We start from the raw sequence: 24,209 nt of genomic DNA, 5'->3' as shown, positions 1-24,209 counted from the left end.
CAGCCTCCAGCGGGAGTGGTTGCGTCTTCAAGCGCGACGCTAGCCACGCGCTGGAGGCCGTCCCATTCTGCGAACTGCGGTCCCATTCCCTGGCACCGCAAGGATTTCTCCTTGACTTTGCGGCAAAGGCGATCAGCAGCGGTTGAGCATGTCCGTCAGCGCGGTCTTCTCGGCGGAGTTGATCGTCAGCTTGAACTTGTACTTCACCGCGACCCACATCTTCGCGTAGGTGCACCAGTAGCCGACGAGCGGCGGCTTCCACTGGTCCGGCGACTTGTCGCCCTTCTCCTGGTTGACGTTGTCCGTCACGGCGATCAGCTGCGGATCCGACAAGTCGTTCGCGTACGCCTGGCGTTGCGCGGTGGTCCACGACGACGCGCCGGTGCGCCACGCGTCGGCCAGCGGCACGACGTGGTCGATGTCCACATCGGACGCCGCGGTCCAGGTCGCGCCGTCGTAGGGGCTGAACCACTTGCCGGAGGTGGCGGCGCAGGCGGAGTCGGTCACCACGTTCGTGCCGTCGCGCTTCAGCACCACTTCGCGGGTGTTGCAGCTGCCGCCCTGGTCGATCCAATGCGGGAACTTGTCGCGGCTGTAGCCGGTCTGCGAGCCGTCGGCCTTGACGGTCAGCGTCGCGAGCTCGGACTTCGCCGTGGTGGCCGACGGGATGCCCGGCGGGGTCGCGTCCGCGACGCCGGCCAAGGTGCCGGACAGCACGGCGGTAACGGCCAGGACAGTGAACGAGTGACGAACATAACGCCTGGTTGGCATTTTGCTGCCTCCGAGTCAGGGCGGGGACAGCTAACCCTGATTCATCGGAGTGGCGAGTACAACACGTATAGGTGACATGTTGCTGCCCGTCAATGAACACCCCGTTACCAGCGGCCCACGCATCCGTGATGCTCAGCCGGCGCCGCGGACCAGCCGCAGGTCTTCGGTGTGCCGGTACCAGGTCCACTTGTTCACCGCGCGCTCGTACACGACGTCGTCGAGCACCGGCCGCGTCGGGATGCAGCCGATCTGGAACGCCCGCGAATACAGCGTCGTCGGTCGCTTGAAGATCGTGCCCTTCACGACCCGGACGGCCAGGCCCGGGCCGCCCGGGTCCGGCGTCACCTCGATCGACGCGGCCGGTCCGCGCAACGCCACCTGCTCGTCGGCGTAGGCCACGCCGCGGACGAGCCGGAGCTGCCCGCGCCCGACGAGCACACCGCCGACGTCGTCGCGGATCAGCGGCACCGGGTCGACCTCGCCGCGCAACGCCAGCGCGAGCGCCCGCAGCGGCGTCTTCGGCAGGTCCCAGAGCGCGCCGACGACCGAGTCCGGCGACGACGGCACGAACCCGACCGACACGCCGGAGATCGCGTCCTTCCGGAGCAGGCGCAGCACGACCGCGGCGAGGTCCGCGTCCGTGCCCGACACCACCAGGTGATCGTGTTCCCCCAGCAAGGGATCGATTTCCGCCTTGCCGGGACGGCTCGGCACGCGGATCGACTCGACGTCGTCGACCTCTTCGAAGCCGGCCGCGTCGTCGCCACAGGCCACCACTATTCCGCGCACCCGCGGGTCCTCCGTTACAGTCATGCACCGGCATTTACCAGCGCCACCGGTGTCCGTCCGGGACACTAAACCTCACGTCGTCGAACACCTTGGAGTGTCACATGCCGGCCATCGTGCTCATCGGTGCCCAATGGGGGGACGAAGGCAAGGGCAAGGCCACCGACCTGATGGGTGACCGCGTCCAGTGGGTCGTCCGCTACCAGGGTGGCAACAACGCCGGCCACACGGTCGTCCTGCCGAACGGCGAGAACTTCGCCCTGCACCTCATCCCGTCGGGCATCCTGACGCCGGGCGTGACCAACGTCATCGGCAACGGCGTGGTGGTGGACCCGGGTGTGCTGCTCGACGAGCTGTCCGGCCTCGAAGCGCGGGACGTCGACACGTCCAAGCTGCTGATCTCGGCCGACGCGCACCTGATCATGCCGTACCACGTGGCCATCGACAAAGTCACCGAGCGGTACCTCGGCAGCCGCAAGATCGGCACCACCGGCCGCGGCATCGGGCCGTGCTACCAGGACAAGATCGCCCGCGTCGGCGTCCGCGTGCAGGACCTGCTCGACGAGAAGATCTTCCGCCAGAAGGTCGAAGCCGCGCTGGAGTTCAAGAACCAGGTGCTGGTGAAGGTCTACAACCGCAAGGCCCTCGACGCGAACCAGGTCGCCGACGAGGTGCTGGCCGCGGGCGAGAAGTTCGCGCACCGCATCGCCGACACGCGGCTGCAGCTCAACCAGGCGCTGGAGCGCGGCGAAACCGTGCTGCTGGAGGGGTCACAGGGCACGCTGCTCGACGTCGACCACGGCACCTACCCGTTCGTGACGTCCTCGAACCCGACGTCCGGCGGCGCGAGCGCGGGCTCGGGCATCGGACCGGGCCGCATCACGACGGTGCTGGGCATCCTGAAGGCCTACACCACGCGCGTCGGCTCCGGCCCGTTCCCGACCGAGCTGCACGACGAGTCCGGCGAGTACCTGCGCAAGCAGGGCGGCGAGTTCGGCGTGACGACGGGCCGCTCGCGGCGCACCGGCTGGTTCGACGCGGTGATCGCGCGGTACGCGGTGCGCGTCAACGGCATCACCGACTACTTCCTCACGAAGCTGGACGTGCTGTCCGGCCTGGAGAAGGTGCCGGTGTGCGTCGGCTACGAAGTCGACGGATTCCGCACGCAGGACATGCCGATGACGCAGACCGACGTGCACCACGCGATCCCGATCTACGAAGAGCACCCGGGCTGGTTCGAGGACATCTCGGCGTGCCGCACGTTCGAGGAGCTCCCGGCGAACGCGCGCGCGTACGTCGAGCGCCTGGAAGAGCTGTCGGGCGCCCGGATCTCGGCGATCGGCGTCGGCCCGGGCCGCGAACAGACCATCGTGCGGCACACGTTCGTCTAGGTCAGTTTGGTGGACACCGGCGTCTCGTTCCGGAACAGGTCGAGCACCGGGCAGTGCTCGTCGACCTCGCGCTTGAGGTCTTCGTAGCGCTCCCGGCTCGCCGGCCCCTCGAGTTCGACGGACACGCGGACGTCCCCGAAGCCGGGCCGGGTGTTGAAGGAGAAGCCGAAGAAGCCGTGCAGGTCGAGGTCGCCGTCGACGGTGACCTTGACGGAGTCGAGCGGGATCCCGCGCTTCGCCGCCCAGAACTGGTAGGTGATGACCTGGCAGGAACCGAGGGCGGCGAGCGCGAACTCGACGGGGTTGGCGGCGTGGTCCGTCCCGCCGAGCGCGGCGGGTTCGTCGACGGTGAAGCTGTGGTCGCGCACCTTGACTTCGACTTCGGTCTTGGTGCCGGGCTTCAGGGCGTTGTCGACACTGAAGGAAACGGCGGCGTTGTGCGGATCGGCGTCGACGGCCCGGCGGGTGCCTTCGATGACTTCGGTCAGCGACATGGGTTCTCCTGGGATCGTGATCGGGATCTCGCCCAGGGTGGGCGATGCCGCTGGGGCTCGCACGGGTTCTCACGCGCTGGGAGCTGGGGTGTCCGCGATGCGGAAGCGCTTGCCACGCCGTGCGGGTGGGCGATATCCGCCACCCGGTTCAGCACTCGCGGGCGACGGCGACCTGAGCCGCAAAGCGGCGCCGGCGCGCCGTCCGCGGAGTCCCGGCGCCACCGACGTCGTCGTCCTGACCCAGACCGGGATCCGCTCGGCCGAAGAACGCCTGCGGACCTGGGCGGCGCTCAGCCCAGCCGGTTCGTGAGGGTCGCCGACACCGACAGCTCCTCCAGATCCAGCTCCCGCAGCACCTTCCGCAGGACCTCGTCGTCGAGCCGGCCCGCGCGGTTCTCCTCGATCATCGCCTTGCGCTGCGTGATCAGCAGTTCGCGCCGGGCCTTCGCGAACTGCGCCTGCGGGCTGCCGGAGTGTTCCTCGCCGGACAACGTGATCGCCGCCTTGGCGAAGCGGTAGCGCATGTCGATCAGCCGTTCCAGCCGCTCCTTGAGCCGGGTGACCCGCTCCGGGGGCAGGTCGAGGGAAGCCAGCCGCTCGTGGCTGATCTCGCGCAACCGTTCGTGCGCGGCCTGCTTCGCGACTTCGCGTGCCGCGAGCTCCTCCGCTTCGTCGCGCGATTCCTCCGTCGGGTCCTCGACCTGCAACGCCCGGATCAGCGGCGGCAGCGTCAGGCCCTGGATCAGCACCGTGCCGATGGCCACCGTGAACGCGAACAGCTGGATTTCCGCGCGGCCCGGGGTGTCCGCCGGGACGCCGGCCGCGGCGGCGAGCGTGACCACCCCGCGCATGCCGGTCCACGACACCACCGTCAGGGTCCGCCACGACGGCGCCGCGCGGTCACGGCCGAAGAGCCGCACCGTCTGCGGCAGGTACGCGGAAACGAACACCGCCGGGATCCGCACGAGCATCGTCACCACGAGCACGGCCACCGCGACCAGCGCGAGCGTGCCGTTGTCGCGGGAGGCGTGTCGCGCGCCCTCGAGCACGAACGGCAGCTGCAGCCCCATGAGGGCGAACACCAGGGCTTCCAGCAGGACGTCGATCGACGCCCACACGGATCTGTCCTGCATGCGGGTCGCGGGTGAGGCGTACAGCGCGCGGTGGCCCAAGAGGAGACCCGCCGCGACGACGGCGAGCACGCCGGAGCCGCTGAAGTCGTCGCCGAAGGGGTGCAGGTGCTCGGCGGTGACGTACGCGGCGAACGGCACGATGATCCCGAACGCCGACTCCATCAGCGGGTCGTCGAGCTGACGGCGGATCAGCACGACGACCGCGCCGATGGCCAGGCCGACCCCGATGCCCAGCACGGTCGCGACGCCGAACACCGCGAAACCGTGCCCGGCCGAGCCCGCGGTCCCCGCGACGGCGGCGAGCGCGACCTTGTAGAGCGTCAGCGCGGCGGCGTCGTTGACCAGGCTTTCCCCGGTCAGCACGGTCATCACCCGCCGGGGCAGGCCGAGCTTGCGGCCGATCGCCACCGCCGTCACCGCGTCCGGGGGCGCCACGACCGCGCCGAGGACCAGCGCCGACGCGAACGGCACGTCCGGCAGCAGCAGGTGCACGACGAGGGCGACGACCACGGCGGTCAGGGCGACCAGCACCACGCCGAGCGCGACGATCGGCCGCAGAGCCCGCTTGAAGTGCGTCAGCGAGCTCTCCAGCGACGTCGAGTAGAGCAGCGGCGGCAGCACGACGGTGAGCACCAGCTCGGGCTCCAGTTCGAACCGCGGCACGCCGGGGATCAGCGCGACGCCGAGCGCGACGACCACCACCAGCAACGGCGCGGACAGGTTGTACCGCCGGGCGAGGGCGGTCAGCGCCAACGAACCCGCGAGCACGCCCATCAGCGTCAGTGTCTCCACGCGCCTGATCTTTCCGCAGGTGACGAGCCCCTGCTCGGCTTCCGTTCAATGGAAGTGAGCTGGCTTACCGCGCGGACCCGGGGCATACTTGTGCGCAATACGCACACCTGTGCGGAAGACGTGCACCGATGCACATCCGGAGGTTCCCGATGTCCCCTGGCCCCCGCTCCTGGGTCGTGCCCCTGGCCTGGACCGCCGTCCTGCTCGACGGGTTCGACCTGGTCGTGCTCGGCACCGTGCTGCCCGTGCTGCTGCGCGATCACGTCTGGGGCCTGACGCCCGGCACGGCGTCGGTCGTGTCGACTGTGGGGCTCGCCGGGATGATGCTGGGCGGGCTGGCGATCGGCACGGTCACCGACGTCATCGGCCGCCGGAAGTCGCTGATCATCTCCGTGACGCTGTTCTCGCTGTGCACGCTGCTGTGCGCCTTCGCGCCGTCGACGTTCGTCTTCGGCCTGCTGCGGTTCGTCGCCGGGCTCGGCCTCGGCGGCTGCCTGCCGACGGCGATCACCCTCGTCACCGAGCACGCGCGCCACGGCAAGGCCGGCAGCGCGACGACCACGGTGATGACCGGCTACCACGTCGGTGCCGTGCTCACCGCGCTGCTGGGCATCGTGCTGATCTCGCCCCTGGGCTGGCGCGCGATGTTCGTCGCCGGCGCGTTGCCCGCCCTGGTCCTGGTCCCGCTGATGCTGAAGTTCCTGCCGGAGTCCGAGACGTTCCAGCAGGTCCGCGAGACCGAGCGGTCGGCCGGGCACGCCGTCGCCGGGCTGTTCCGCGGCGGCCTGCTGCGCGCGACGATCGCGTTCTGGGTCACCTCGTTCATGGGCCTGCTGCTGGTCTACGGGCTCAACACGTGGCTGCCGGAGATCATGCGCCAAGCCGGGTACCCGCTGGGTGCCGCGCTGAGCCTGCTGCTGACCCTGAACGTCGGCGGCATCGCCGGCCTGCTCGTCGCGGGCCGGGTCGCCGACCGCGTCGGCATCCGCCCGTCGGCCATCGTCTGGTTCTGCGCCGGTGCGGTGTTCCTGGCGCTGCTGAGCGTGAAGCTGCCCGCGGCCGGGCTGTACGCGGCGGTGTTCCTCACCGGCTGCTTCGTGTTCAGCGCCCAGGTGCTGGTGTACGCCTACATCGGCCGGATCTACCCGGACGCGATCCGCGCGACCGGCCTCGGCTGGTCCGCCGGCATCGGCCGGACCGGCGCGATCTCGGGCCCCATCCTCGGCGGCGCGCTGCTGACGGCGGGCATCGCGTACCCGTGGGGCTTCTACGCGTTCGCCGTCGTCGGCGCCCTGGGCGCGGCGGCCGTGACCGTGGTCCGTCCCGGCCGCCGCAGCCCGGCGCCGGACGTCAGCCCAGCTCCTTCAGTTCCTGTTCCACCGCAGCCAGTTCCGCCTCGGACCCCTGGACCTTCGGGCCCGTGAACCACTTCCGCGCCGAAAGCACCCACCACAGCCCTGCGCCGCCGAGCACGACCAGGAACGCGATCGGGGTGTAGTTGAAGGAGTCCACCGTCACCGGCGACGCCTGCGGGAGCATGAACAGGAAGAAGATCAACACGACCCACGCGGTCGCGACGATACCCACCGGCTTGCCCCAGCGGCCGAGCGTCCACGGCCCGGGTTCGAACGAGTCGCCGCGGCGGACGCGCAGGAAGACCGGGATCACGTACGCCACGTAGAGCCCGACGACGGCGATCGACGTCACCGCCGCGTAGGCCGTGTAGCTCCACAAGTACGGAAGCGCCAGGACCAGCGCGCCGCCCGCGGCGAGCCACACGGCGTTGGTCGGGGTCTGCGTCCGCTTGTTGATCTTGTGCCAGAAGCCCGATCCGGGGATCGCGCCGTCGCGGGCGAAGGCGTAGATCATCCGCGAATTGGCCGTCACCGACGCCATGCCGCAGAACAGCTGGGCGCCGATGCAGATCAGCAGGAGGAATTTGCCGGTGACCGCGCCGGTGGCGTCGATGAAGATCTGCGCGGGCGGCACGCCGGTGCTCGAGTTGACCGCGCCGTCGTAGTCCTGGATGGCGAAGGTCAACCCGATCAGCAGGATCCAGCCCGCGACGAGCGAGACGACGATCGACATCACGATCCCGCGCGGTCCCGCCTTCGCGGCGCTCTTCGTCTCCTCGGTCATGTGCGCGGAGGCGTCGTACCCGGTCAGCGTGTACTGCGCGACCAGCAACCCGATCGCGAAGACGTACAACGAAGAACCCCAGCCCGTCTGGTTCACGAAGCTGCCGAAGACGAAGGACGCGTCCTGGTGCTTGGCCGGCACGAAGATCAGCACGCCGACGATCACCAGCACGCCGATGAGGTGCCACCACACGCTGACGTTGTTGAGGATCGCCACGATCCGGACGCCGAAGGTGTTCAGCAGGCCGTGCACCACGAGGATGATCGCCAGCAGCAGAATCGTGTGCCCCGGCGTCGCCGCGAAGCCGAACTGCAGGTCGAGGAACGCGTTGAGGAACAGCGCCGCGCCGAAGTCGATGCCCGCGGTGACCGCGATCTGCCCGATCAGGTTGAACCAGCCGGTGAACCACGACCAAGCCGGTGCGGACTTGCTCGGTGCGAGCTTGGCCGCCCAGTAGTACAGCCCGCCCGCGGTCGGGTAGCTCGAGCAGACCTCGGCCATGCCCAGCCCGACCAGGACCACGAACAGCCCGACCAGCGGCCAGCCCCAGATCATCGCGGCCGGTCCGCCGGTCTGCATCCCGAACTTGTAGAGCGTGAGGCAGCCGGAGAGGATCGAGATGATCGTGAACGAGACGGCGAAGTTCGAGAACGCCGACATCGTCCGTTTCAGCTCTTGCGCGTACCCCAGCTGGTGCAGCCGGGCGCTGTCGTCGTCGGGGGCGGTCTGCTGGTCGGAGACATCCATCGGGCACCTCTTGAAAGGTATGCGGCCAGACCATTGAATTCGCCGAAAGTAGCCCTGGTGCCCGGGGGTGTCAAGCCTTCGTCAAGAACTCGTCCAGCCACCCCAGCAGCGGCCCGCCACCTCGGTGGTTGTTCGAGATCAGGGTCGCGGTGAACCCGGACGACGGCTCGTGCGTGCTCCGGAACGTGACACCGGCGTCGCCGCCCTCCGAGCGCACCGCGCCCGGGCGCGGCAGCCAGAAGCCCAGCCCGTAGGAGTCCGCGTGCGGGCGCAGCATCCGGTCGACCCACTCGCGCGGCAGGATCCGGCCGTCGAGCAGCGCGGGCCAGAACTTCCGGAAGTCCGGCGCGGAGCTGTAGATGCCGCCGTCGCCGTAACCCACGACCGGCAGGCTGAACACGTTGGTGCGGCCGTCTTCGAGGTAGCCGGTGGCCGTCCGGGCGGGCAGCGCGTCCGAGCGGAGGAACGCCGTGTCGGTCATCCCCGCGGGCTCGGTCACGCGGGCCCGGACGAGTTCGGCGAAAGGTATGCCCGCGATCCGTTCGGCGAGCACGCCCAGGACGGCGAACGCGCCGTCGTTGTAGTGGAACCGGGTCCCGGGCGGAAACCGCTGCGGGAACCCGTCGAGCGCGGCGAGGTAGTCCGCCGAGGTGGCGACCGTCGGGTCGGCCTCCTTGTCGCAGTAGTCGCCGATGCCGGAGGTGTGCGTCAGCAGGTGCTCGACGGTGACGCGGTCGTCGATCAGCGGCAGGTCGTCGCCGAGTACTTCGCGAGCGGTGGTCTCCAGCGCCAGCCGTCCTTCGGCGACCAGGCCGACGACGACGAGCGCGGTGAACCCCTTGACGCCACTGGCGATCGCGAACCGGGTGTCGACGGTGTTCTCGACGCCGTAACCGATGTGCGCGTACCCGAAGGCCCGTTCGACGAGCGTCTCCTCGCCGCAGGTCACCAGCACGACGCCGGAGAAGCCGTATTCCTCCGCCAACGCCGTGAGGGGCACCTCCATGGACTCAGCGTCCCTGAAGGTGCCCCTCACGGCAACGGGATTACCGGCCCAGGAACGCGTGCAGCGACTCCAGCGCGGTGTCCGGCTGATCGGCGAAGAAGCCGTCGACACCGGCCTTGAGGAACGCCGCTTCCTCGGTGAAAACGTCACCGTAGGCGTCCGGCTCGGCCGACGAGCGCAGGTTCGCCGGCAGGAACGGGTTCTCGTTCCGGAACGTGTACGGCTGCACCTTCAGGCCCGCTTTGTGCGCGTCGGCGACGAGCGCGGTCGGCTGGGTCAGGTTCCCGGCCGCGTCCAGCGGGATGATCTGCCCCTTCTCCGGCCCGAGGTACTTCGCGTACTTCGCGATGTCACGCAGCCCCTGCGGCGTCACGAGGTCGGCGTACGTCCGCTTGTCGCCCTTCGCGACGAAGTCCGCCGGGGCGCCGGTCGCCGACGTCAGCTGCAACAGCGGCGTCCGGACCTGCTGGTGCAGCGCGATCAGGTTCGACACCTCGAACGACTGGATGATCGCCGGCGCGTCCGGCCGGTCGAGGCCGTTGCGCTTCAGGATCGACACCAGCTTCGGCTCGGTCGGGTTGCCGATGGACCGGAAGAACGTCGAGTGCTTGACCTCGGGGTAGGTGCCCAGCGTCCGGTGCAGCTCCCGGCTCAGCCGCTTGGTCAGGTCGAGCACTTCCTGGTAGGTGGCGATCTGGTAGCGGCCGTTGTACAGCGTGTTGTGCGGCCGGTTCTGCGGGATCCGCTCGACCGCGCGCAGCGTCTTCAGCTCGGCCAGCGTGAAGTCCTGGGTGAACCAGCCGGTCGTGGTGACGCCGTCGAGCACGGCGGTCTTCTTCCGCGAAGCGAACTCAGGGTGCTTCGCGACGTCGGTCGTGCCGCCGATCTCGGGTTCGTGGCGGGCGACGAGCCGGCCGTCCTTCGTCGGCACGAGGTCGACGTCGACCCAGTCCACGCCCATCCGGTAGGCGAGTTCGTACGAGGCGAGGGTGTGCTCCGGCCGGTACCCGGGCGCGCCGCGGTGTCCGATGATCACCGGGTCATCGTGGCCCCGTCCGCGCGCGGCGGCACCGGCGGACCCCCCGCTTGGGTCGGACGCTGTGGCCGCGCTCGCCGCCCCGACCGCGACTCCGGTGACACTCAGCAACGCCAGCCCGGCCAACGCCAGTACACCGACACGTTTGCGCTTCATCTGGTGACCTCTTTTCACACAGGGTGTTCTCTCACTACTCGCGTCACCTTCGGTGCCGCAAGCGTCTCGCGGCGGTACTCGGGCGGTCAGCGCGGTAAACGGCGCGTGGACTCCTCTTCGGGGCCGGTGCCGGGGACGGCGAGATGTCCGGGCGGAACCGGGGCGGATACGCTGTGCGGCGTGCGCGTACTGGTAATCGGCTCCGGCGCCCGTGAGCATGCTCTCTGCCTCGCGGCGTCCGGCGACCCCGCCGTCACGGCTCTGGCCTGCGCGCCCGGCAACGCCGGGACGGCCGCGGTGGCCGAGCAGCTCGGCGTCGAGGCGTCCGACCCCGAAGCGGTCGCGGCGCTCGCGAAGAGCTGGCAGGCCGACCTGGTGGTGATCGGGCCGGAGGTGCCGCTCGTGGCCGGCGTCGCCGACGCCGTCCGCAAGGCGGGCATCGCCTGTTTCGGCCCGTCGGCCGCGGCGGCCCGCATCGAAGGCTCGAAGGCGTTCGCGAAGGACGTCATGGCGGCGGCGAACGTGCCGACCGCGCGCTGCGAGGTGGTCGACAACCCGGCCCGCCTCGACGCCGCGCTCGCCCGCTTCGGCCCGACCTGGGTGGTCAAGGACGACGGCCTCGCCGCCGGCAAGGGCGTCGTCGTCACGACCGACTACGACGTCGCGCGCAAGCACGCGATCATGCTCCTCGACGGCGGCCACCCCGTCCTCCTGGAGTCCTATTTGGACGGCCCGGAGGCGTCGCTGTTCTGCTTCGTCGACGGCCACACCGTCGTGCCGCTGCTGCCCGCGCAGGACTTCAAGCGCGTCGGCGACGACGACGCGGGCCCGAACACCGGCGGCATGGGCGCGTACGCGCCGCTGCCGTGGGCGCCCGGGAACCTGGTCGACGACCTGGTGGAGAAGGTCGTCCAGCCGGTCGCCGACGAACTGGTCGCCCGCGGGGCGCCGTTCTCCGGCCTGCTCTACGCCGGTCTCGCGCTGACCTCCGACGGCCCGCAGGTCATCGAGTTCAACTGCCGCTTCGGCGACCCGGAGACCCAGGTCGTGCTGGCGCTGCTGCGCACCCCGATCGCCGGGCTGATGCACGCCACCGCCACCGGCAAGCTCGCCGAGCACCCGCCGCTCGAGTGGTCCGGCGGGGCCGCGGTCACCGTCGTGATCGCCGCCGACGGCTACCCGGGCAAGCCCCGCACCGGCGACGTCATCACCGGCGCCGAGCTGGAAGGCGTCCTGCACGCGGGCACCCGCCGCCGCGACGACGGCGCCATCGTCTCCTCCGGCGGCCGCGTGCTGTCGGTCGTCGGCACCGGCAAGACGCTCAAGTCGGCGCGCAAGCACGCGTACGAGGTCGTCGAGAAGGTCCACCTCGCGGGCTCCCACCACCGCACGGACATCGCGCTGAAGGCGGCGAACGGCGAGGTCGGCGCCCCCACAGCGAAACAGCGGGCCTGATTCCACGGATCGGGGGAACCGGCCGGGCCGACTCTTCGTCCAAACTCAGGCTGATGCCACATCCACGTTGGTAGCCTCGACGGGAACCGGCCGGTCACTGTCCGTATGACGTCAGGGGAGCGCATGTCAGGACCCTCGTACGACAGCGTTGTTCCGGGGCTTCGCCCCGGGCCGGGGGCTCCGCCACCCGGACCCCCGCAAGACCTCAGCTCGGCGGTCCCGGTGGTACCGGCGGCCGCGGACGTCCTGGTCCACCCGGACAAGCTCCTCGACGTCGCCCGGATCGTCGAAGAGCAGGCCAACGCCCTCGAGGACCAGCTGCTGACCCGGCTCGGCCAGCTGCGGATCGACGCGCCGTCCGCCGACGTGATCAGCACCCAGTCGATCGAAGCCTGGAACTCCCTGATCGCCGACGGCGACCGGTCCTACGCCGGGCAGGTCCGCGAATACGTCGCCGGGCTCAAGCGCCTCGTCTCGCAGCTGCGCGAAGCCGCGAAGGACTACAAGATCAGCGAAGAGGAAAAGGCGGCGGTGTTCGGTGACCGCGGCAAGCACGGTGTGTAGCCGAAGGGTGCGAATCACCGGGGGCGTGCTCGCGACGGTGGCGCTCGCCGGCTGCTCCGCGGGCACCGACGGCACCCCGTACCCGGTCGAGACAGCCGCGACGGCCGCGTCGCAGAGTGCCAAGGCGGCCCAGCTGCCGCAGCGGCCGGCCGACCTGCCGCTGCAGGGCGTCAACCTGTGCGAAGTCTTCCCCCAGGTGCAGCTCGACGCGCTGAAGATCACCAGCGCGCCTCGAGAAGCCACCGCCTCCAACGACGGCCCCACCTGCGTGTTCGACGCCGACGGCGCCGAGCCGGTGCACTCCTACCACGTGCGGGCGGTGTCCGCGGACCTCGACCAGTGGATCACCGGCGCCCGCAAGAAGAACAGCATGACCACCGAGCCGAAGACCATCGGTGGCTACCCGGCGCTGACGAACCACCGCGCGGCCGGCGACCCGGCCGACTGCGAGACGCTCGTCGGCGTGGCGAGGGGCCAGACGCTGGCCGTCCAGACCTTCGCCATCACCCGCGGCAAGCTCACGCAGCCGCAGCTGTGCGACATGTCGGCGCACGCCGCCGACCTGGCGCTGCAGTCCTTGAAAGCACGCAACTAGGGAGGGCGCGTGGAATTCTCCGAGCTCGCGGCCGGGATCCAGAACCACCGGTTCGACGGCTGGACCAACACCGCGATCGCCGACCAGATCACGCGGATGATCAACGGCGACGGCACCGGCAGCATCGGTACCGCCGTCGACGCGCTGAAGGCCGTCGCGACCGCGCTCGCCCACACCGACCAGACGCTGCGCGCGCAGCTGCTCAAGCTCGGCGTCGAGTGGCAGAGCCAGGCCGGAGGTGCGGCCAGCCAGGTGTTCACCGAGCAAGCCGGCTTCTCCCAGGACGCCACGACGAAGGTCGCGCACGCCGCGGAAATGGTGTTCGCGCAGGGCGAGGCGTTCAACCGGACCAAGTACAAGCTGCCGGACGCCGAGACGGTCCGGAAGGGCGCGGGCGGCTACACCCTCACCGACGGCGTGCTCATGAGCCTGATCGGCTTCGAGACCGACCACGCCCGGCAGGTCGAGGCCGCGAACAACGCCAAGGCCCAAGCGCAGCAGGCGTTGAACGAGTACGCGCAGGAAAGCGGCACGAACCTGCTCTCGACGCAGGCGCTGTCCGACCCGGAGTCGCTGAAGCTGGCCGCCCCGGGCGTCACGCCGGGGGTGCTCGACGTCGCCGGCGCCGCGGTCGCGGTGACGCCGGACGGCGGCGTGAAACCGGCCTCGGACAAGGTCCGGTCGGTGCACGTCGACCCGCCGGTGGTGCAGCCGGTGGCCCACACCGTCCACGCCGACCCGCCGACCCCGTTCTACGGCGTCGCGGCGCAGCAGCCGTCCCGGCCCGCGCAGCAGCCGCGGCAGACCGGGACCGGGGCGGCAGGCGCCCCGCCCGCCCAGCACACGACACCCAGCTCGTCGACGACGCCGTCGGGTGCGAAGGCGCCGACGTCGTCGCCCGGGCCGGGCTGGGTCCACACCCCGGGCCGCGCCACCTCCGGTGATCCTTCCGGCCGCTTCACCCCCGGTCCGGCGGCCGGTGGCCACGGCGAACCGTTCGTCCCACCGGGCGCGCCCGGTGCGCTGCCGCCCGGCTCGGCCCCGGCAACGGCGCCGATCAAGGCACTCGGTGGCGGGAGCACGTCCGGTGGTTCGACCGGTGGCTCGACCGGGATCGACAGTTCGACCGGCCGCACCCCGGACGGACTGCTGGCCAAAGGCCGCACGGTCGGCGCGATGCCGCAGGCCCCACTCCCGCCCGGCCAGTACACGGCCGAACGCGGTTTCGCGGGCAAGCCCGGCGCGACCCCCGGCGAAATCGGCGCGGGTGCGGCGGCGATCGGCGCGGGCGCGGCCGGCGGCGCGTTGAGCGGCGACAAGGAGCGGCAGCGGCGGGAGAAGGGCCAGTCCAAGGGCCCGGTGCGGCCGTTGCCGGTCGGCGAGCTGCCCGAGGAGGAAGCCGTCGCCCTGCGGAAGTCGGAGCAGATCAGCCCGAAGCAGCGGCCCGGCGAGACGAAGTTCCTCTCGGAGGCGGCGCCCCAGGAGGAGGACGCCGAGCACGTCCGCCGCTACGGCGTCGACGACCAGGACCTCTTCGCCGACCAGCGGATGGTTTCCCCCGACGTGCTCGGTGACCACGGCGGGGATGTGCGCTGACCGTGTCGCTCGTGCTGTCGGCCCTCGAGTTCGACGTGCTCTGGGAGTCCTTCGAACTGCCCCGGCGGCACGCCGCGCTCGACGTGCCGAGCGCCGGAACCACCCGCGGCGAACGGCTCGAGCTGGTCGAGTCGGCGTGGGCGTCGCTGACCGAGCGGCGCCTGGCCCGCAACCGGCGGGCGGCCGGCGAACTGGCCGACATGCTGCACCTGCTGGCGCGTCCCCGGTTCGGGATCGACGTGTGGGTGTGGGCGGAACGCGAGATCCGCGGCCGCGCGGTCAGCCTGCGCAGCCAGGCGGTGCTGGCCGTGGTCGACCACGGCGAGGTCTGGCTGATCCCGGCCACCGAGGACGGCCTGCCCGAAGCGGCGGTCTCGGTGGCGGGCGACCTGGGCCCGGGCGTCGGCCAGACGGTGAGCATCCCGTACGAGACGCTGACGTCCGCCGACGCGGCGGCGAAGGGCGACCCGAAGGCGCTGGTCACGGCGTTGGAAGACCGGGGGGTGCCGCTGTTCCAGGCCCAGGAGCTGTCGGGCATGCTGCTGGGCCAGGAGGCGCGCGGGCAGTTCGGCGCGGAACGCACCTCCCGCGACGGAATGGTGCACCGGGCGGACCGGGTGGTGGCGTTCTTCGACACGGACTCGGGCCGGTACCTGTTCCAGGTGGGCCGCGACCGCGACGGGCGGGACTGGGCCACGGTGACCCCGGCGGACAACGCCCTGCTGGCGACCAGGATCCGCGAACTGGTGGCGGAGGCCTGAGCCCCGCCGGGTGGAAGTTGGCGGAGATCCGTACCCGCACCCCGGGTGAAGTCATAAAGTAAGCGCGGGAACCGTCCTGGTCATGGCGACGTCTGACCGGGCGGAGACAAGATTTCCGAAGGGGATGACGAACCGTGCCTGTCTACGACCCGGACTCGATGGCCATCGCGGCCGGCCAGGTGGAGAAGCTGAAGGACGAGTTCGAAAAGTCCAAGCAGAAGGTCACCGGCCTGGACCACGAGAAGGAAAGCCCCTTCGGCGGCATGGACGAGACGGGTGACGCGCACGGCGCGGTCGGCAAGTTCAAGGACGGCGTGCACAGCCAGTTCGACGCCGCGGGCCGGCACATGGAGGCGCTGGGGTTCGCCATGCGCAAGGCCGCGGGACTGATCGCCGAGACCGACCAGGTCGGGGCGAGCGACCTCAAACTGCACGTCGACCAGTGAACCGGGGGGTCCGGGTGGCGAAGCCCCCGGCCGGGGCGAAGCCCCGTAAGACACCGAGCTGAGCAGGGGGCACCAGAGTGGGCTTGAACGGGGTCGGCGCCGGAACGCCGGACAATTGGGACGCCTTCATGAAGAAGGTCGACCAGGTCGAAAAGGTCGACCTGGGAAAAATCACCGCGGCGGCCGCGCAATTCCGCGACGCGAGCAAGAACGCCGGTGACCACAACGCTTCGCTGAAGGGCTCCACCGACGCGCTCGACGGGAAGGTGTGGGCCGGTCCCGCGGCCGACGAGTTCTTCAGGTACGTCCGGCAGGTCCGCGACGCCGGGACCAAGGTGCAGACCCACCTCGAGGACGTCGCCAAGGACCTCGACGACCTCGCGAAGACCCTCGAGCAGATCAAGAAGAACGTCGGGGACAAGCAGCTCGCCGCGGAAAAGGCGGTCAACGAGCGCAACGCCACGGCCGAAACGCAGATCAACAACGCCTTGGCCGCCGCGAAGAAGGCCCACGACGAAGGCAAGCCGGGGCCCAGCCCCAGCGCCGACCAGATCCTGGCCACCGCCAAGACCGACATCCACACCATCACGGCGGGCTTCGACGGCGACGTCACCGGACTGCAGACCCAGGCGGACACGGCGGTCAAGGCGTCGCAGAAGCTGATGTCCCAGCAGATCGAGGGCGGCTACGACCAGGTCCCCCTGCCGAGCAGTTCCGCCTCGGCCCCCAAGAGCACCGGCGGCATCCACAGCAACGGCTCGTCCCACGGCGGTGGTGGCGGCGGTGGTGGCGGCGGTGGCGGTGGTCTCGGGCCCAGTGGCGGGCCGCCCTCTTCGCCGCCTCCGGGCAATGTCCAGCAGTGGATCCAGGAAGCGATGAAGGCGCTTCAGGCCGCGGGAATTCCGGTTACGGACGCGGATATCCCCAAGATTTGGGCGATCATCCAGCACGAGTCGGGCGGGAATCCCAACGCCATCAACAACTGGGACTGCGTGCCACTGGACACGCAGATCGTGACCAGGCGTGGCCTCCTGAAGCACGACGCGGTCGAGGTCGGCGACGAGACGATCGGCTTCAACCCGGCCACCGGGCGCAGCGAGTGGACGCGGATCACCCGGGTCGTCCACCACGAAGACGCCGAGCTGGTCCGGATGGTCAACTCGCGCTGGCAGGCGACCACGACGCCGAACCACCGCTGGCTCACCCTCCCGCGGGTCAGCGTCAGGCGCCCGGACCTGCCGGCCGTCTGCCCGGAGGGTGGCTGGGAGCCGCGTGCGGCGGCGCAGCCGGAGAACGGCGTCGCGGTGCACCGGCGAAAGACGCACGGCTTCGTTTCGCCGAAGCAGGAGCACCGGTACGCGACCGAACCTGGCTTCGTCACGACCGAGGACGTCCGCTCGCGCGACCGGATCCTCCTGGCGGCGCCCGCCGCGACCGCATCGTCGCTGGACATCAGCGTGCCGGAAGCGGCGATTCTCGGGTGGATCGCCGGTGACGGTCACATCGAGACCCGGCAGCACCGCCCGACCATGTCCATCGCGCAGTCGAAGCCCGAAATGGTGGCGAAGCTCCGCCGGCTCCTCGACGGCGTGCCGCACGCGGTGTACGTCGACGACCGCGGCGGGTGCGGACCCCGGCACCAGTTCCGGCTGGACCACGACTACGCCCGGGATCTGCTGGCGCGCGCCGGGAACCCCAAGTCCGATGCGGTCGCTCAGGTCCTGGCGATGTCCACCGGACAGCGCGAGGCGTGGCTCGAAGCGATCACCGACGCCGAGGGCACCCGATACGTGCGGCCCGGGTACTCGCGACCTCAGGTGGTCCTCTACCAGGGACCCGGTGCCGTCCTCGACGCGATCGCGCTGGCCGGTTACCTGTCCGGAGCACGGCCTCGGGTGCTCCCCGTGGCACGGAAGAACCAGCCGGAAACCTGGCGTCAAGAATTCTCCGTGCACCTGAACAACCCGATCATCACGGGTGCCTTCCTGCGGAAGGAAGCCGCCGGCCGCGGCGACGTGTGGTGCGTGACCACGGAGCTGGGCACGTGGACGGCCCAGGAAGGTGACCACATCTTCTTGACCGGCAATTCCAATGCGGCCGCCGGGCACCCGTCCAAGGGGCTCATGCAGTGCATCGACTCGACGTTCAACGCCCACAAGCTGCCCGGGCACGACAACATCTACAACCCGGTCGACAACATCATCGCCGGTGTCCGGTACTCCTTCGACCGGTACGGCGGCCTCGACAACGTGCCGGGCATCAAGGCCATGGCCCACGGTGGCGCCTACCGCGGTTATTGATCACGAAGCCGGGCGGGAGCTCCCGGATCGGTCACGATCGGCACAGTAGCCTGGCCGCATGGTCGACCTCGGAGCCTTCGCCGGGCCAGCGCTGCGGGCCGGCGTTCCGCCCTTCCACGTCATGGACGTCCTGTCCGCGGCCGGCGCCCGGCAGCGCAGCCACGGCGACCTCGTCTCGCTCGCGGCCGGGCAGCCGTCCGCGCCCGCGCCGAAGCCCGTTCTCGAGGCCGCCCAAGCCGCGCTGAACGAACACACCCTCGGCTACACCGAGCAACTCGGCCTCCCGGAGCTGCGCGAGGCAGTCGCCGGGCACTACCGGAAGCGGTACGACGTCGACGTCCAGGCGCACGACGTCGTCCTGACCACCGGGTCGTCCGGGGGCTTCCTGCTCGCCTTCCTCAGTGCCTTCGACCCCGGGGCCAAGGTCGCGATGGCGCGGCCCGGCTACCCGGCCTACCGCAACCTGCTCTCCGTCCTCGGCTGCGAGGTCGTCGAGTTCGCCGCCACCGCCGAGACGAACTTCCAGCCCACCGTGGCCCTGCTCGACGAGCTCGGGCCGATCGACGGCCTGATCGTCGCCAGCCCGAGCAACCCGACCGGGACCGTGCTGCCGCCCGGGGAGCTCGCCGCGATCACCGGCTGGTGCGCGTCGCACGGCGTCCAGCTGATCAGCGACGAGATCTACCACGGCATCTCCTACGGTGCCGAGCTCGACTGTGCCTGGCAGTACGGCCGTGAGCCGATCGTGCTCGGCAGCTTCTCGAAGTACTTCGCGATGACCGGCTGGCGGCTCGGCTGGATGCTGGTGCCGCAGCGCCTGCACCGCGCGGTCGACGTCCTGACCGGCAACTTCACCATCTGCCCGCCCGCGGTTTCGCAGTACGCGGCCCTCGCCGCCTTCACGCCCGAGGCGTACGCGGAAGCCGACGCGCACGTCGAGCGGTACCGCGCCAACCGCGACCGCCTCTTCGCCGGCCTGAAGAACATCGGCCTCGACAAGCTCGCGCCGGCCGACGGCGCCTTCTACGCCTACGCCGACGTCAGCGCCTACACCGAAGACAGCCTGAGCTGGTGCCAGCGGCTGCTCGCCGACACCGGGCTCGCCATCACCCCCGGCGTCGACTTCGACCCGGTCGACGGCGGCAAGTACGTCCGGTTCTCCTTCGCCGGCAGCGCCGAGGACATCGACGAAGGGGTCCGCCGCCTGGGTGCCTGGCTGGCCAGGGGGAACCCTGAATAAACCCCGAACGTTGGCCGTGCGAGGGGAGTTTCACCGCCGCAGGTGGCACTGTGTAGCCATCGGGCCGGTGAGGCCACGGGGAAGCATCGGAGGAACCATGTTCTGGAAGATCGTCGGCGCCCTGGTCGTCGCTTGGGTGGCGTTCATGGTGCTGGGCGCCGTGATCGGCTTCGTGTTCAAGGCCGTCCTGTGGATCGCCATCATCGGCGGCATCGCCTTCCTCGGCGCGGCCGGCTACAAGGCCATCACCGGCGGCAAGAAGGACCCCCGGCGCATCAACCGCTACTGAGCCTCAAGGAATCCGCGCCACGCCGCCCAGTGCCGTCCAGTTGACCGGCGTCAGCGGCGCCAGGCGCGGCCCGTCCGGCCACCACAGGTGTGGCGCGGTCAGCCCGGGCTCGAGCAGGTCGAGGCCGTCGAAGAACGACGTGATCTCGGCCCGTGTGCGGTAGCGCGTGTCGAGCCCGATGCGGCCGAAGCGGTCCTGCAGGGACGTCGCGACGGCGGCCGCGTCGGAGCCGTCGTCCGGGTTGTGCTGGTGCAGCAGGATCAGGTACGAGCCCGGCGCCAGCGCGCCGACGTAGGACTTGACCACCTGCTGCGCCTGCTGGAGGTCGGCGATGTGGTCGACGACGCCGCAGAGCACGAGCCCGGCGGGCCGGTCGAAGTCGATGAACCGGGCGACCCCGGCGAGCGTCTCGCCGGGGTTCAGCGGGTCGGTGCCGCAAATGTGCGTGAAGTCGTTGTCGACGAGCAGGGCGCGGCCGTGCGCCTCCACCACCGGGTCGTCGCCGACGTAGACGACGTGCGCCTCCGGGTTGTACTTCTGCGCCACCTGGTGGGTGTTCTCCGCGGTCGGGAAACCGGAAGCGAGGTCGAGGAACTGGTCGACGTCCAGCCGCTCGGTCAGGTAGCGGACGGCGCGCACCAGCCACTGCCGCACTTCCCGCGCCATGGCCGGGGCTTCCGGCGCGATCGCCGTCAGCTGCCGCAGGACGGCGCGGTCGGGCTCGTAGTGGTTCTGCCCGCCCATCAGCGCGTCGGTGACGCGCGCGACGCTCGGCCGTTCGAAGTCGACGCGGGCCGACGGTCGTTCGCTCATCGCCATGGGCACCTACCGGGGGAGTGTGGGACGCCCAGCCTAGAACACGGAGATCACGGCGGGTAGGCGGCCGTGCGGCGTGGGTGAGTTTCAGTCCAGCCAGGCGCGGGCCGCGTCGGCGCCGTTCCACACGTGCGCCCGGATCCCGACCGCCCGCGCTCCCTCCACATTGGACTCGCGGTCGTCGAAGAACAGGCAGTCGGCCGGTTCGGCGCCGAGCTCGTCGAGCAGGATGCGGAAGATCTTCGCGTCCGGCTTGGCGCAGCGGACGTCGCCCGAGAACAGCGTGACGCGGAAGTGCCGCGCCCAGTCCTGCGCGCGGACCCATTCGCCGAACGCGACCGGCGCGTTCGAGAGCAGCGCCAGGTTCGCGCCTGCGTCGGAGAGTGCTTCGAGCAGCGCCGCCGACGACGGCTCCAGGTGACCCCAGCCCTCGACGTCGATGCGGGTCAGCTCGGCCGACAGCGCCTCGTCGACGGGGACGCCCACCGCGTCGCCGACGGCCTGCCAGTACTCGAGCGGGGTGCTGCCGGTGTCGTACGGGATCCGGTACTCCCAATACGCCTTCAGGAACTCCGGCAGCGGCGCACGCATCGCCGCAGCCAGGTCGGGGAGGGCGGCACTCGGCTTGCTGAGCACGTCGCCGTAGTCGAACACGATCCAGTTCATCGGGTCCCCAGACTCTTCAGGCGCCGGTCTTGATCCGGCGCAGGGCTTCTTCGACGTCGGTCGCGCTCAGGTCCCGGTGGGTGACGAACCGGACCTTGCCGGCCATCGGCACCGCGCGGATCCCGAGCGAGTCGAGCCAGGCCAGTGCGGTCGGGATGTCGGGTACCTCGGCGAGCACGATGTTGGTGTCGGGGTCGTTGGTCGGCCAGCCGTGCTCGCGCAGGCCGCCGGCGAGCCGCTGGGCGTTCTCGTGCGACTCGGCCAGCTCCGGGACGCGGTCCAAGGCGATCAGGCAGGCTGCGGCCAGGACGCCGCCCTGCCGGACGCCGCCGCCGAGCATCTGCCGCATCCGGCGGGCCCGCTCGACGAACGCCGTGCTGCCCGCGACGACCGAGCCGACCGGTGCGCCGAGACCCTTGCTGAAGCAGGCCGACACGGTGTCGACGCCGACGGTCAGCGCGGCGGGCGGCACTTCGAGCGCGACCGCGGCCTGCCAGAGCCGGGCGCCGTCGAGGTGCACGGTCAGGCCGGCTTCCTTGGCGACGGACAGCAGCTGGGCGTGCTCGTCGGGCGGCGTCACCGCGCCACCGGCCGCGTTATGGGTGTTCTCGAGGCAGAGCAGGGTTGTCCGTAATGTGAAGTACGGCCCGGGTTGTCCGATCGCGGCCGCGAGGGCGTCGGGCGATGGGCGGCCCGGGCCGCCGTCGTGCTCCAGGATGTCCGGCATGCCGCCGGCCAGCCACGCCGCCGAGCCCAGCTCGTTGACCAGCACGTGCGCGCCCCGGGTGGCGAGGAACCGGTCGCCGCGCTGCAGGTGCAGGCTCAGCGCGATCAGGTTGGCCATGGTCCCGCTCGGCACCCAGAGGGCGGCCGGCATGCCCAGGACGTGCGCCGCCCGCTCCTCCAGCGCCGCGACCGTGGGGTCGCGCTCGAGGACGTTGTCCCCGACCTCGGCGGAGGCCATCGCGGCCCGCATCGTGTCATCCGGCCGGGTGACGGTGTCGGAGCGGAAGTCCAGCAGGGACGGCGTGAAGGTCACGGAGCGATCACATCACACCCACCTCCCGGGGATCAACGAGCCTTGGAGTGGTCGAACCCACTCGGTCCGTGCAACCGTGGACGCCCCTGATTCCGTCCTCCCGGGCGACCGACAACAGAGCGGAGCACGACTGCGCGTGGACCAGCGCGACGAGCAGGAGTTCGCGGAGTACTTCGCCGCCAGGCGGGACGCCGTGCGCCGGACCGCGTACATGCTCTGCGGCGACTGGCACCGGGCGGACGACCTCGCGCAGACGGCGTTCGTCGCACTGCACCGGAGGTGGAAGAAGATCAGGGATCGCGCGGCGACCGACGCGTACGTCCGCACGACGCTCGTCCGGGCGTCGATCGACGAATCGCGGCGTCCGTGGCGGCGCGAGTGGCAGACCGAGACGCTGCCGGAGCCGTCCGACGACACGCCCGGTCTCGACGATCTGGTCGCGACCAGGGAAGACCTGCTCGCGGCGCTGAAGGAAGTGCCGCCCAAGCAGCGGGCGGTGCTGGTCATGCGGTTCTTCGAAGGACTCGACGTGACCGGCGCGGCGAAGGCGCTGGGCTGCAGCGAAGGCAACGTGAAGAGCCAGACCGCCCGCGGGCTGGCGAACCTGAGGCAGGTCCTCGAACGGGAGGTGGAGAGCAATGGATGAGCAGGAGCTGCGCTCGTTGTTCTCCGCCGCGCCCCCGGAGGCGCCGTCGCCGACGTTCACCCAGGACGACGTCGTCCGCGAATCCCGCCGCCAGACCGTGCGCCTGCGCAACCGGATCACCGCCGGCGTGAGCGCGGCCGCGCTGGTCGTCGTCGGGTTCGGTGCGTACGGGGTGCTTTCCGGGGGTACCCCGCAATCACTGACCGCGGCGAAGGACAACGCCGCGCCCGCGCAATCGGGACCCGGCTCCGGGCAACCGGGCGACGGCTCGATGCGTCCCCAAGTCGGTGGGGAGTCACCGAACTTCTCGTCCCAGCCACCTCAGCAGGGGGGTGCTGGGGACGGGAAGACCGGCCAGCTGGCCGAAGGCGCCTCCGGGTGCGAACAGGTGGACGGGGAGCTCGCCATTGCCCTCGCTGGCGAGCTCCCCGGCCACTTCGCCGCCACCCAGGCCGTCCCGGGCGGCGCCTGTTCGACGGCGTCGCGGTCCGCCGGGTTCCGGGTTCCGGGTGGCGAAGTCGCCGCGGCGGTGTACCCGAAGGGCATCCCGGTGGCCGTCAAGTCCCAGCCCCCCGGCACGGTCACGGCCCAGGTGGGCACCGCGTCCGGTGGCGTGCTGGTGCTGCTCAGCGCGCCTTCCGTCGGGGCGAAAGCGCCGTACGCGGCCCAGGTGGGCCAGTTCGCGCACGATCTCGCGCCCCGCTTCTGAGCCCGGGTCCGCCCGGTTGGCAGAATGACCGGCCATGACCGCTGCGACCACCCCCAAGGGGGAGCGACGGCGCGCCGCGCTCGTCGAGGCCGCCGCGAAACTGCTCGTCGAGGGCGGGTTCGACGCCGTGCGGCACCGGGCGGTGGCCGAGCGGGCCGGCCTGCCGCTCGCGTCCACGACGTACTACTTCGACTCCCTGGAAGATCTGGTCACGGCGGCCGTCGAGCACCACGGGAACGCCGAGCTCGCGACCGGCCGCCGCCGGCTGGAGGAGCTCGCGACCCGCAACCGCGGGGTGCAGGCGACCGTCGACCTGGTGCTGGACCTGCTGCTCGGGCCGGAGAGCGGGGACCCGGTGGCCGACGCCGAAGCGGTCCTCCTGCGGTACGAGCGGCTGGTCGCGACCGGCCGCCGCCCGTACCTGCGGCCGCTGATGCGGACGCTGTCGGCCCAGCTCAACGAGCTGCTGACGGAGATCTTCGCCCGCTCCGGCACCCCGGTCACCGACACCGAGCTGGAGCGGCTGGTCGCGCTGGTCGACGGCGCGGTCGTCAACGCCCTGATCGCGGTCGACCCGGAACCCCGCGCCGCCGCCTCCCGCATGCTGCAAGCGGCCCTCGAAGTTCCGTGAATGCC

At 70.8% G+C, this 24,209-nt stretch carries 24 protein-coding genes and 2 pseudogenes; 16 read left to right on the top strand and 10 right to left on the bottom strand.

Annotated elements, in window-relative coordinates; genetic code table 11:
- Positions 1-132 precede the first annotated feature (132 nt).
- Both AB0M80_RS13810 and AB0M80_RS13805 read right to left on the bottom strand, forming a co-directional pair.
- Positions 133-771 carry an HNH endonuclease family protein gene (locus AB0M80_RS13810; protein ID WP_364563424.1) on the bottom strand — a complete coding sequence of 213 codons (639 nt, stop codon included), beginning with the start codon at positions 769-771 and terminating at the stop codon, positions 133-135.
- A 132-nt stretch (positions 772-903) separates the two neighbouring features.
- Positions 904-1,548 carry a hypothetical protein gene (locus AB0M80_RS13805; protein WP_364563694.1) on the bottom strand — a complete coding sequence of 215 codons (645 nt, stop codon included), beginning with the start codon at positions 1,546-1,548 and terminating at the stop codon, positions 904-906.
- A 113-nt stretch (positions 1,549-1,661) separates the two neighbouring features.
- Here AB0M80_RS13805 and AB0M80_RS13800 point away from each other — a divergent pair, with 113 nt between their 5' ends.
- A complete protein-coding gene (locus tag AB0M80_RS13800) occupies positions 1,662-2,948 on the top strand; it encodes an adenylosuccinate synthase (RefSeq protein ID WP_364563421.1) in 1,287 nt (428 codons plus the stop codon).
- Here AB0M80_RS13800 and AB0M80_RS13795 read toward each other — a convergent pair.
- On the bottom strand, positions 2,945-3,442 hold the full coding sequence (locus tag AB0M80_RS13795; RefSeq protein ID WP_364563418.1) for an OsmC family protein: 498 nt from the start codon (positions 3,440-3,442) through the stop codon (positions 2,945-2,947). The two genes, AB0M80_RS13800 and AB0M80_RS13795, sit on opposite strands and share 4 nt — an antisense overlap.
- A 97-nt stretch (positions 3,443-3,539) precedes the next feature.
- Between AB0M80_RS13795 and AB0M80_RS13790 the strand changes: the two genes are divergently transcribed.
- Positions 3,540-3,752 (top strand): hypothetical protein, encoded by a 213-nt coding sequence (locus tag AB0M80_RS13790; RefSeq protein WP_364563415.1) that lies wholly within the window; start codon positions 3,540-3,542, stop codon positions 3,750-3,752.
- Here AB0M80_RS13790 and AB0M80_RS13785 read toward each other — a convergent pair.
- On the bottom strand, positions 3,733-5,367 hold the full coding sequence (locus AB0M80_RS13785) for a Na+/H+ antiporter (protein WP_364563412.1): 1,635 nt from the start codon (positions 5,365-5,367) through the stop codon (positions 3,733-3,735). The two genes, AB0M80_RS13790 and AB0M80_RS13785, sit on opposite strands and share 20 nt — an antisense overlap.
- Positions 5,368-5,516: 149 nt before the next feature.
- On the opposite strand from AB0M80_RS13785, the gene AB0M80_RS13780 reads away from it, so the two are divergent.
- On the top strand, positions 5,517-6,791 hold the full coding sequence (locus AB0M80_RS13780; protein ID WP_364563409.1) for an aromatic acid/H+ symport family MFS transporter: 1,275 nt from the start codon (positions 5,517-5,519) through the stop codon (positions 6,789-6,791).
- Here AB0M80_RS13780 and AB0M80_RS13775 read toward each other — a convergent pair.
- The 3 genes from AB0M80_RS13775 to AB0M80_RS13765 form a co-directional block, all read right to left on the bottom strand.
- The gene (locus AB0M80_RS13775; RefSeq protein WP_364563406.1) at positions 6,718-8,253 is read right to left on the bottom strand and encodes an amino acid permease; all 1,536 of its coding nucleotides are present in this window, start codon (positions 8,251-8,253) and stop codon (positions 6,718-6,720) included. The genes AB0M80_RS13780 and AB0M80_RS13775 overlap by 74 nt on opposite strands.
- A 70-nt stretch (positions 8,254-8,323) precedes the next feature.
- A complete protein-coding gene (locus AB0M80_RS13770) occupies positions 8,324-9,259 on the bottom strand; it encodes a serine hydrolase domain-containing protein (protein WP_364563403.1) in 936 nt (311 codons plus the stop codon).
- 40 nt (positions 9,260-9,299) lie between these two features.
- Complete coding sequence (locus AB0M80_RS13765; RefSeq protein WP_364563400.1) at positions 9,300-10,451, bottom strand: glycerophosphodiester phosphodiesterase; 1,152 nt, start codon at positions 10,449-10,451, stop codon at positions 9,300-9,302.
- Between the two features lie 180 nt (positions 10,452-10,631).
- Between AB0M80_RS13765 and purD the strand changes: the two genes are divergently transcribed.
- The 10 genes and pseudogenes from purD to AB0M80_RS13715 all read left to right on the top strand — a co-directional run bounded on the left by purD (position 10,632) and on the right by AB0M80_RS13715 (position 19,697).
- The gene (gene purD, locus AB0M80_RS13760) at positions 10,632-11,906 is read left to right on the top strand and encodes a phosphoribosylamine--glycine ligase (protein ID WP_364563397.1); all 1,275 of its coding nucleotides are present in this window, start codon (positions 10,632-10,634) and stop codon (positions 11,904-11,906) included.
- A gap of 222 nt (positions 11,907-12,128) precedes the next feature.
- Positions 12,129-12,470: a hypothetical protein gene (locus AB0M80_RS13755; protein WP_364563691.1), complete on the top strand. Its 342-nt coding sequence runs from the start codon at positions 12,129-12,131 to the stop codon at positions 12,468-12,470.
- A 25-nt stretch (positions 12,471-12,495) separates the two neighbouring features.
- Positions 12,496-13,065: a DUF3558 domain-containing protein gene (locus AB0M80_RS13750; RefSeq protein ID WP_364563688.1), complete on the top strand. Its 570-nt coding sequence runs from the start codon at positions 12,496-12,498 to the stop codon at positions 13,063-13,065.
- Positions 13,066-13,074: 9 nt separating this feature from the next.
- On the top strand, positions 13,075-14,661 hold the full coding sequence (locus AB0M80_RS13745; RefSeq protein ID WP_364563394.1) for a hypothetical protein: 1,587 nt from the start codon (positions 13,075-13,077) through the stop codon (positions 14,659-14,661).
- A gap of 2 nt (positions 14,662-14,663) precedes the next feature.
- Positions 14,664-15,422 (top strand): ESX secretion-associated protein EspG, encoded by a 759-nt coding sequence (locus AB0M80_RS13740; RefSeq protein ID WP_364563391.1) that lies wholly within the window; start codon positions 14,664-14,666, stop codon positions 15,420-15,422.
- Positions 15,423-15,556: 134 nt separating this feature from the next.
- Positions 15,557-15,868 (top strand): hypothetical protein, encoded by a 312-nt coding sequence (locus AB0M80_RS13735; protein ID WP_364563388.1) that lies wholly within the window; start codon positions 15,557-15,559, stop codon positions 15,866-15,868.
- Between the two features lie 128 nt (positions 15,869-15,996).
- Positions 15,997-16,254 (top strand): annotated as a pseudogene (locus AB0M80_RS13730) (WXG100 family type VII secretion target); the annotation flags it as partial.
- Between the two features lie 1,698 nt (positions 16,255-17,952).
- A pseudogene (locus AB0M80_RS13725) lies at positions 17,953-18,168 on the top strand (transglycosylase SLT domain-containing protein); the annotation flags it as partial.
- A 58-nt stretch (positions 18,169-18,226) separates the two neighbouring features.
- Positions 18,227-19,408: a pyridoxal phosphate-dependent aminotransferase gene (locus AB0M80_RS13720; protein ID WP_364563386.1), complete on the top strand. Its 1,182-nt coding sequence runs from the start codon at positions 18,227-18,229 to the stop codon at positions 19,406-19,408.
- A 97-nt stretch (positions 19,409-19,505) separates the two neighbouring features.
- Positions 19,506-19,697: a hypothetical protein gene (locus tag AB0M80_RS13715; protein WP_364563383.1), complete on the top strand. Its 192-nt coding sequence runs from the start codon at positions 19,506-19,508 to the stop codon at positions 19,695-19,697.
- A gap of 3 nt (positions 19,698-19,700) precedes the next feature.
- Here AB0M80_RS13715 and AB0M80_RS13710 read toward each other — a convergent pair whose 3' ends face one another.
- The 3 genes from AB0M80_RS13710 to AB0M80_RS13700 form a co-directional block, all read right to left on the bottom strand.
- A complete protein-coding gene (locus AB0M80_RS13710; RefSeq protein ID WP_364563685.1) occupies positions 19,701-20,516 on the bottom strand; it encodes an SAM-dependent methyltransferase in 816 nt (271 codons plus the stop codon).
- An 84-nt stretch (positions 20,517-20,600) separates the two neighbouring features.
- Positions 20,601-21,179: an HAD family phosphatase gene (locus AB0M80_RS13705; RefSeq protein WP_364563381.1), complete on the bottom strand. Its 579-nt coding sequence runs from the start codon at positions 21,177-21,179 to the stop codon at positions 20,601-20,603.
- A gap of 16 nt (positions 21,180-21,195) precedes the next feature.
- Positions 21,196-22,218 (bottom strand): GntG family PLP-dependent aldolase, encoded by a 1,023-nt coding sequence (locus AB0M80_RS13700; protein WP_364563378.1) that lies wholly within the window; start codon positions 22,216-22,218, stop codon positions 21,196-21,198.
- A 136-nt stretch (positions 22,219-22,354) separates the two neighbouring features.
- Here AB0M80_RS13700 and AB0M80_RS13695 point away from each other — a divergent pair, with 136 nt between their 5' ends.
- The 3 genes from AB0M80_RS13695 to AB0M80_RS13685 are packed head-to-tail and all read left to right on the top strand — an operon-like array spanning position 22,355 to position 24,204.
- A complete protein-coding gene (locus AB0M80_RS13695) occupies positions 22,355-22,864 on the top strand; it encodes a SigE family RNA polymerase sigma factor (protein ID WP_364563375.1) in 510 nt (169 codons plus the stop codon).
- Positions 22,857-23,573 carry a hypothetical protein gene (locus AB0M80_RS13690; protein WP_364563373.1) on the top strand — a complete coding sequence of 239 codons (717 nt, stop codon included), beginning with the start codon at positions 22,857-22,859 and terminating at the stop codon, positions 23,571-23,573. The genes AB0M80_RS13695 and AB0M80_RS13690 overlap by 8 nt, the downstream gene beginning before the upstream one ends.
- A 34-nt stretch (positions 23,574-23,607) precedes the next feature.
- Positions 23,608-24,204, top strand: a complete 597-nt coding sequence (locus AB0M80_RS13685) for a TetR family transcriptional regulator (RefSeq protein WP_364563371.1) — start codon at positions 23,608-23,610, stop codon at positions 24,202-24,204.
- The last annotated feature ends 5 nt before the right edge of the window (positions 24,205-24,209 follow it).

The organism is Amycolatopsis sp. NPDC051045 (genome assembly GCF_040682955.1).
Taxonomy (GTDB): domain Bacteria; phylum Actinomycetota; class Actinomycetes; order Mycobacteriales; family Pseudonocardiaceae; genus Amycolatopsis.
The sequence above is the reverse complement of the archived record's forward strand: the minus strand, read 5'-3'. Positions and strand labels throughout refer to the sequence as shown.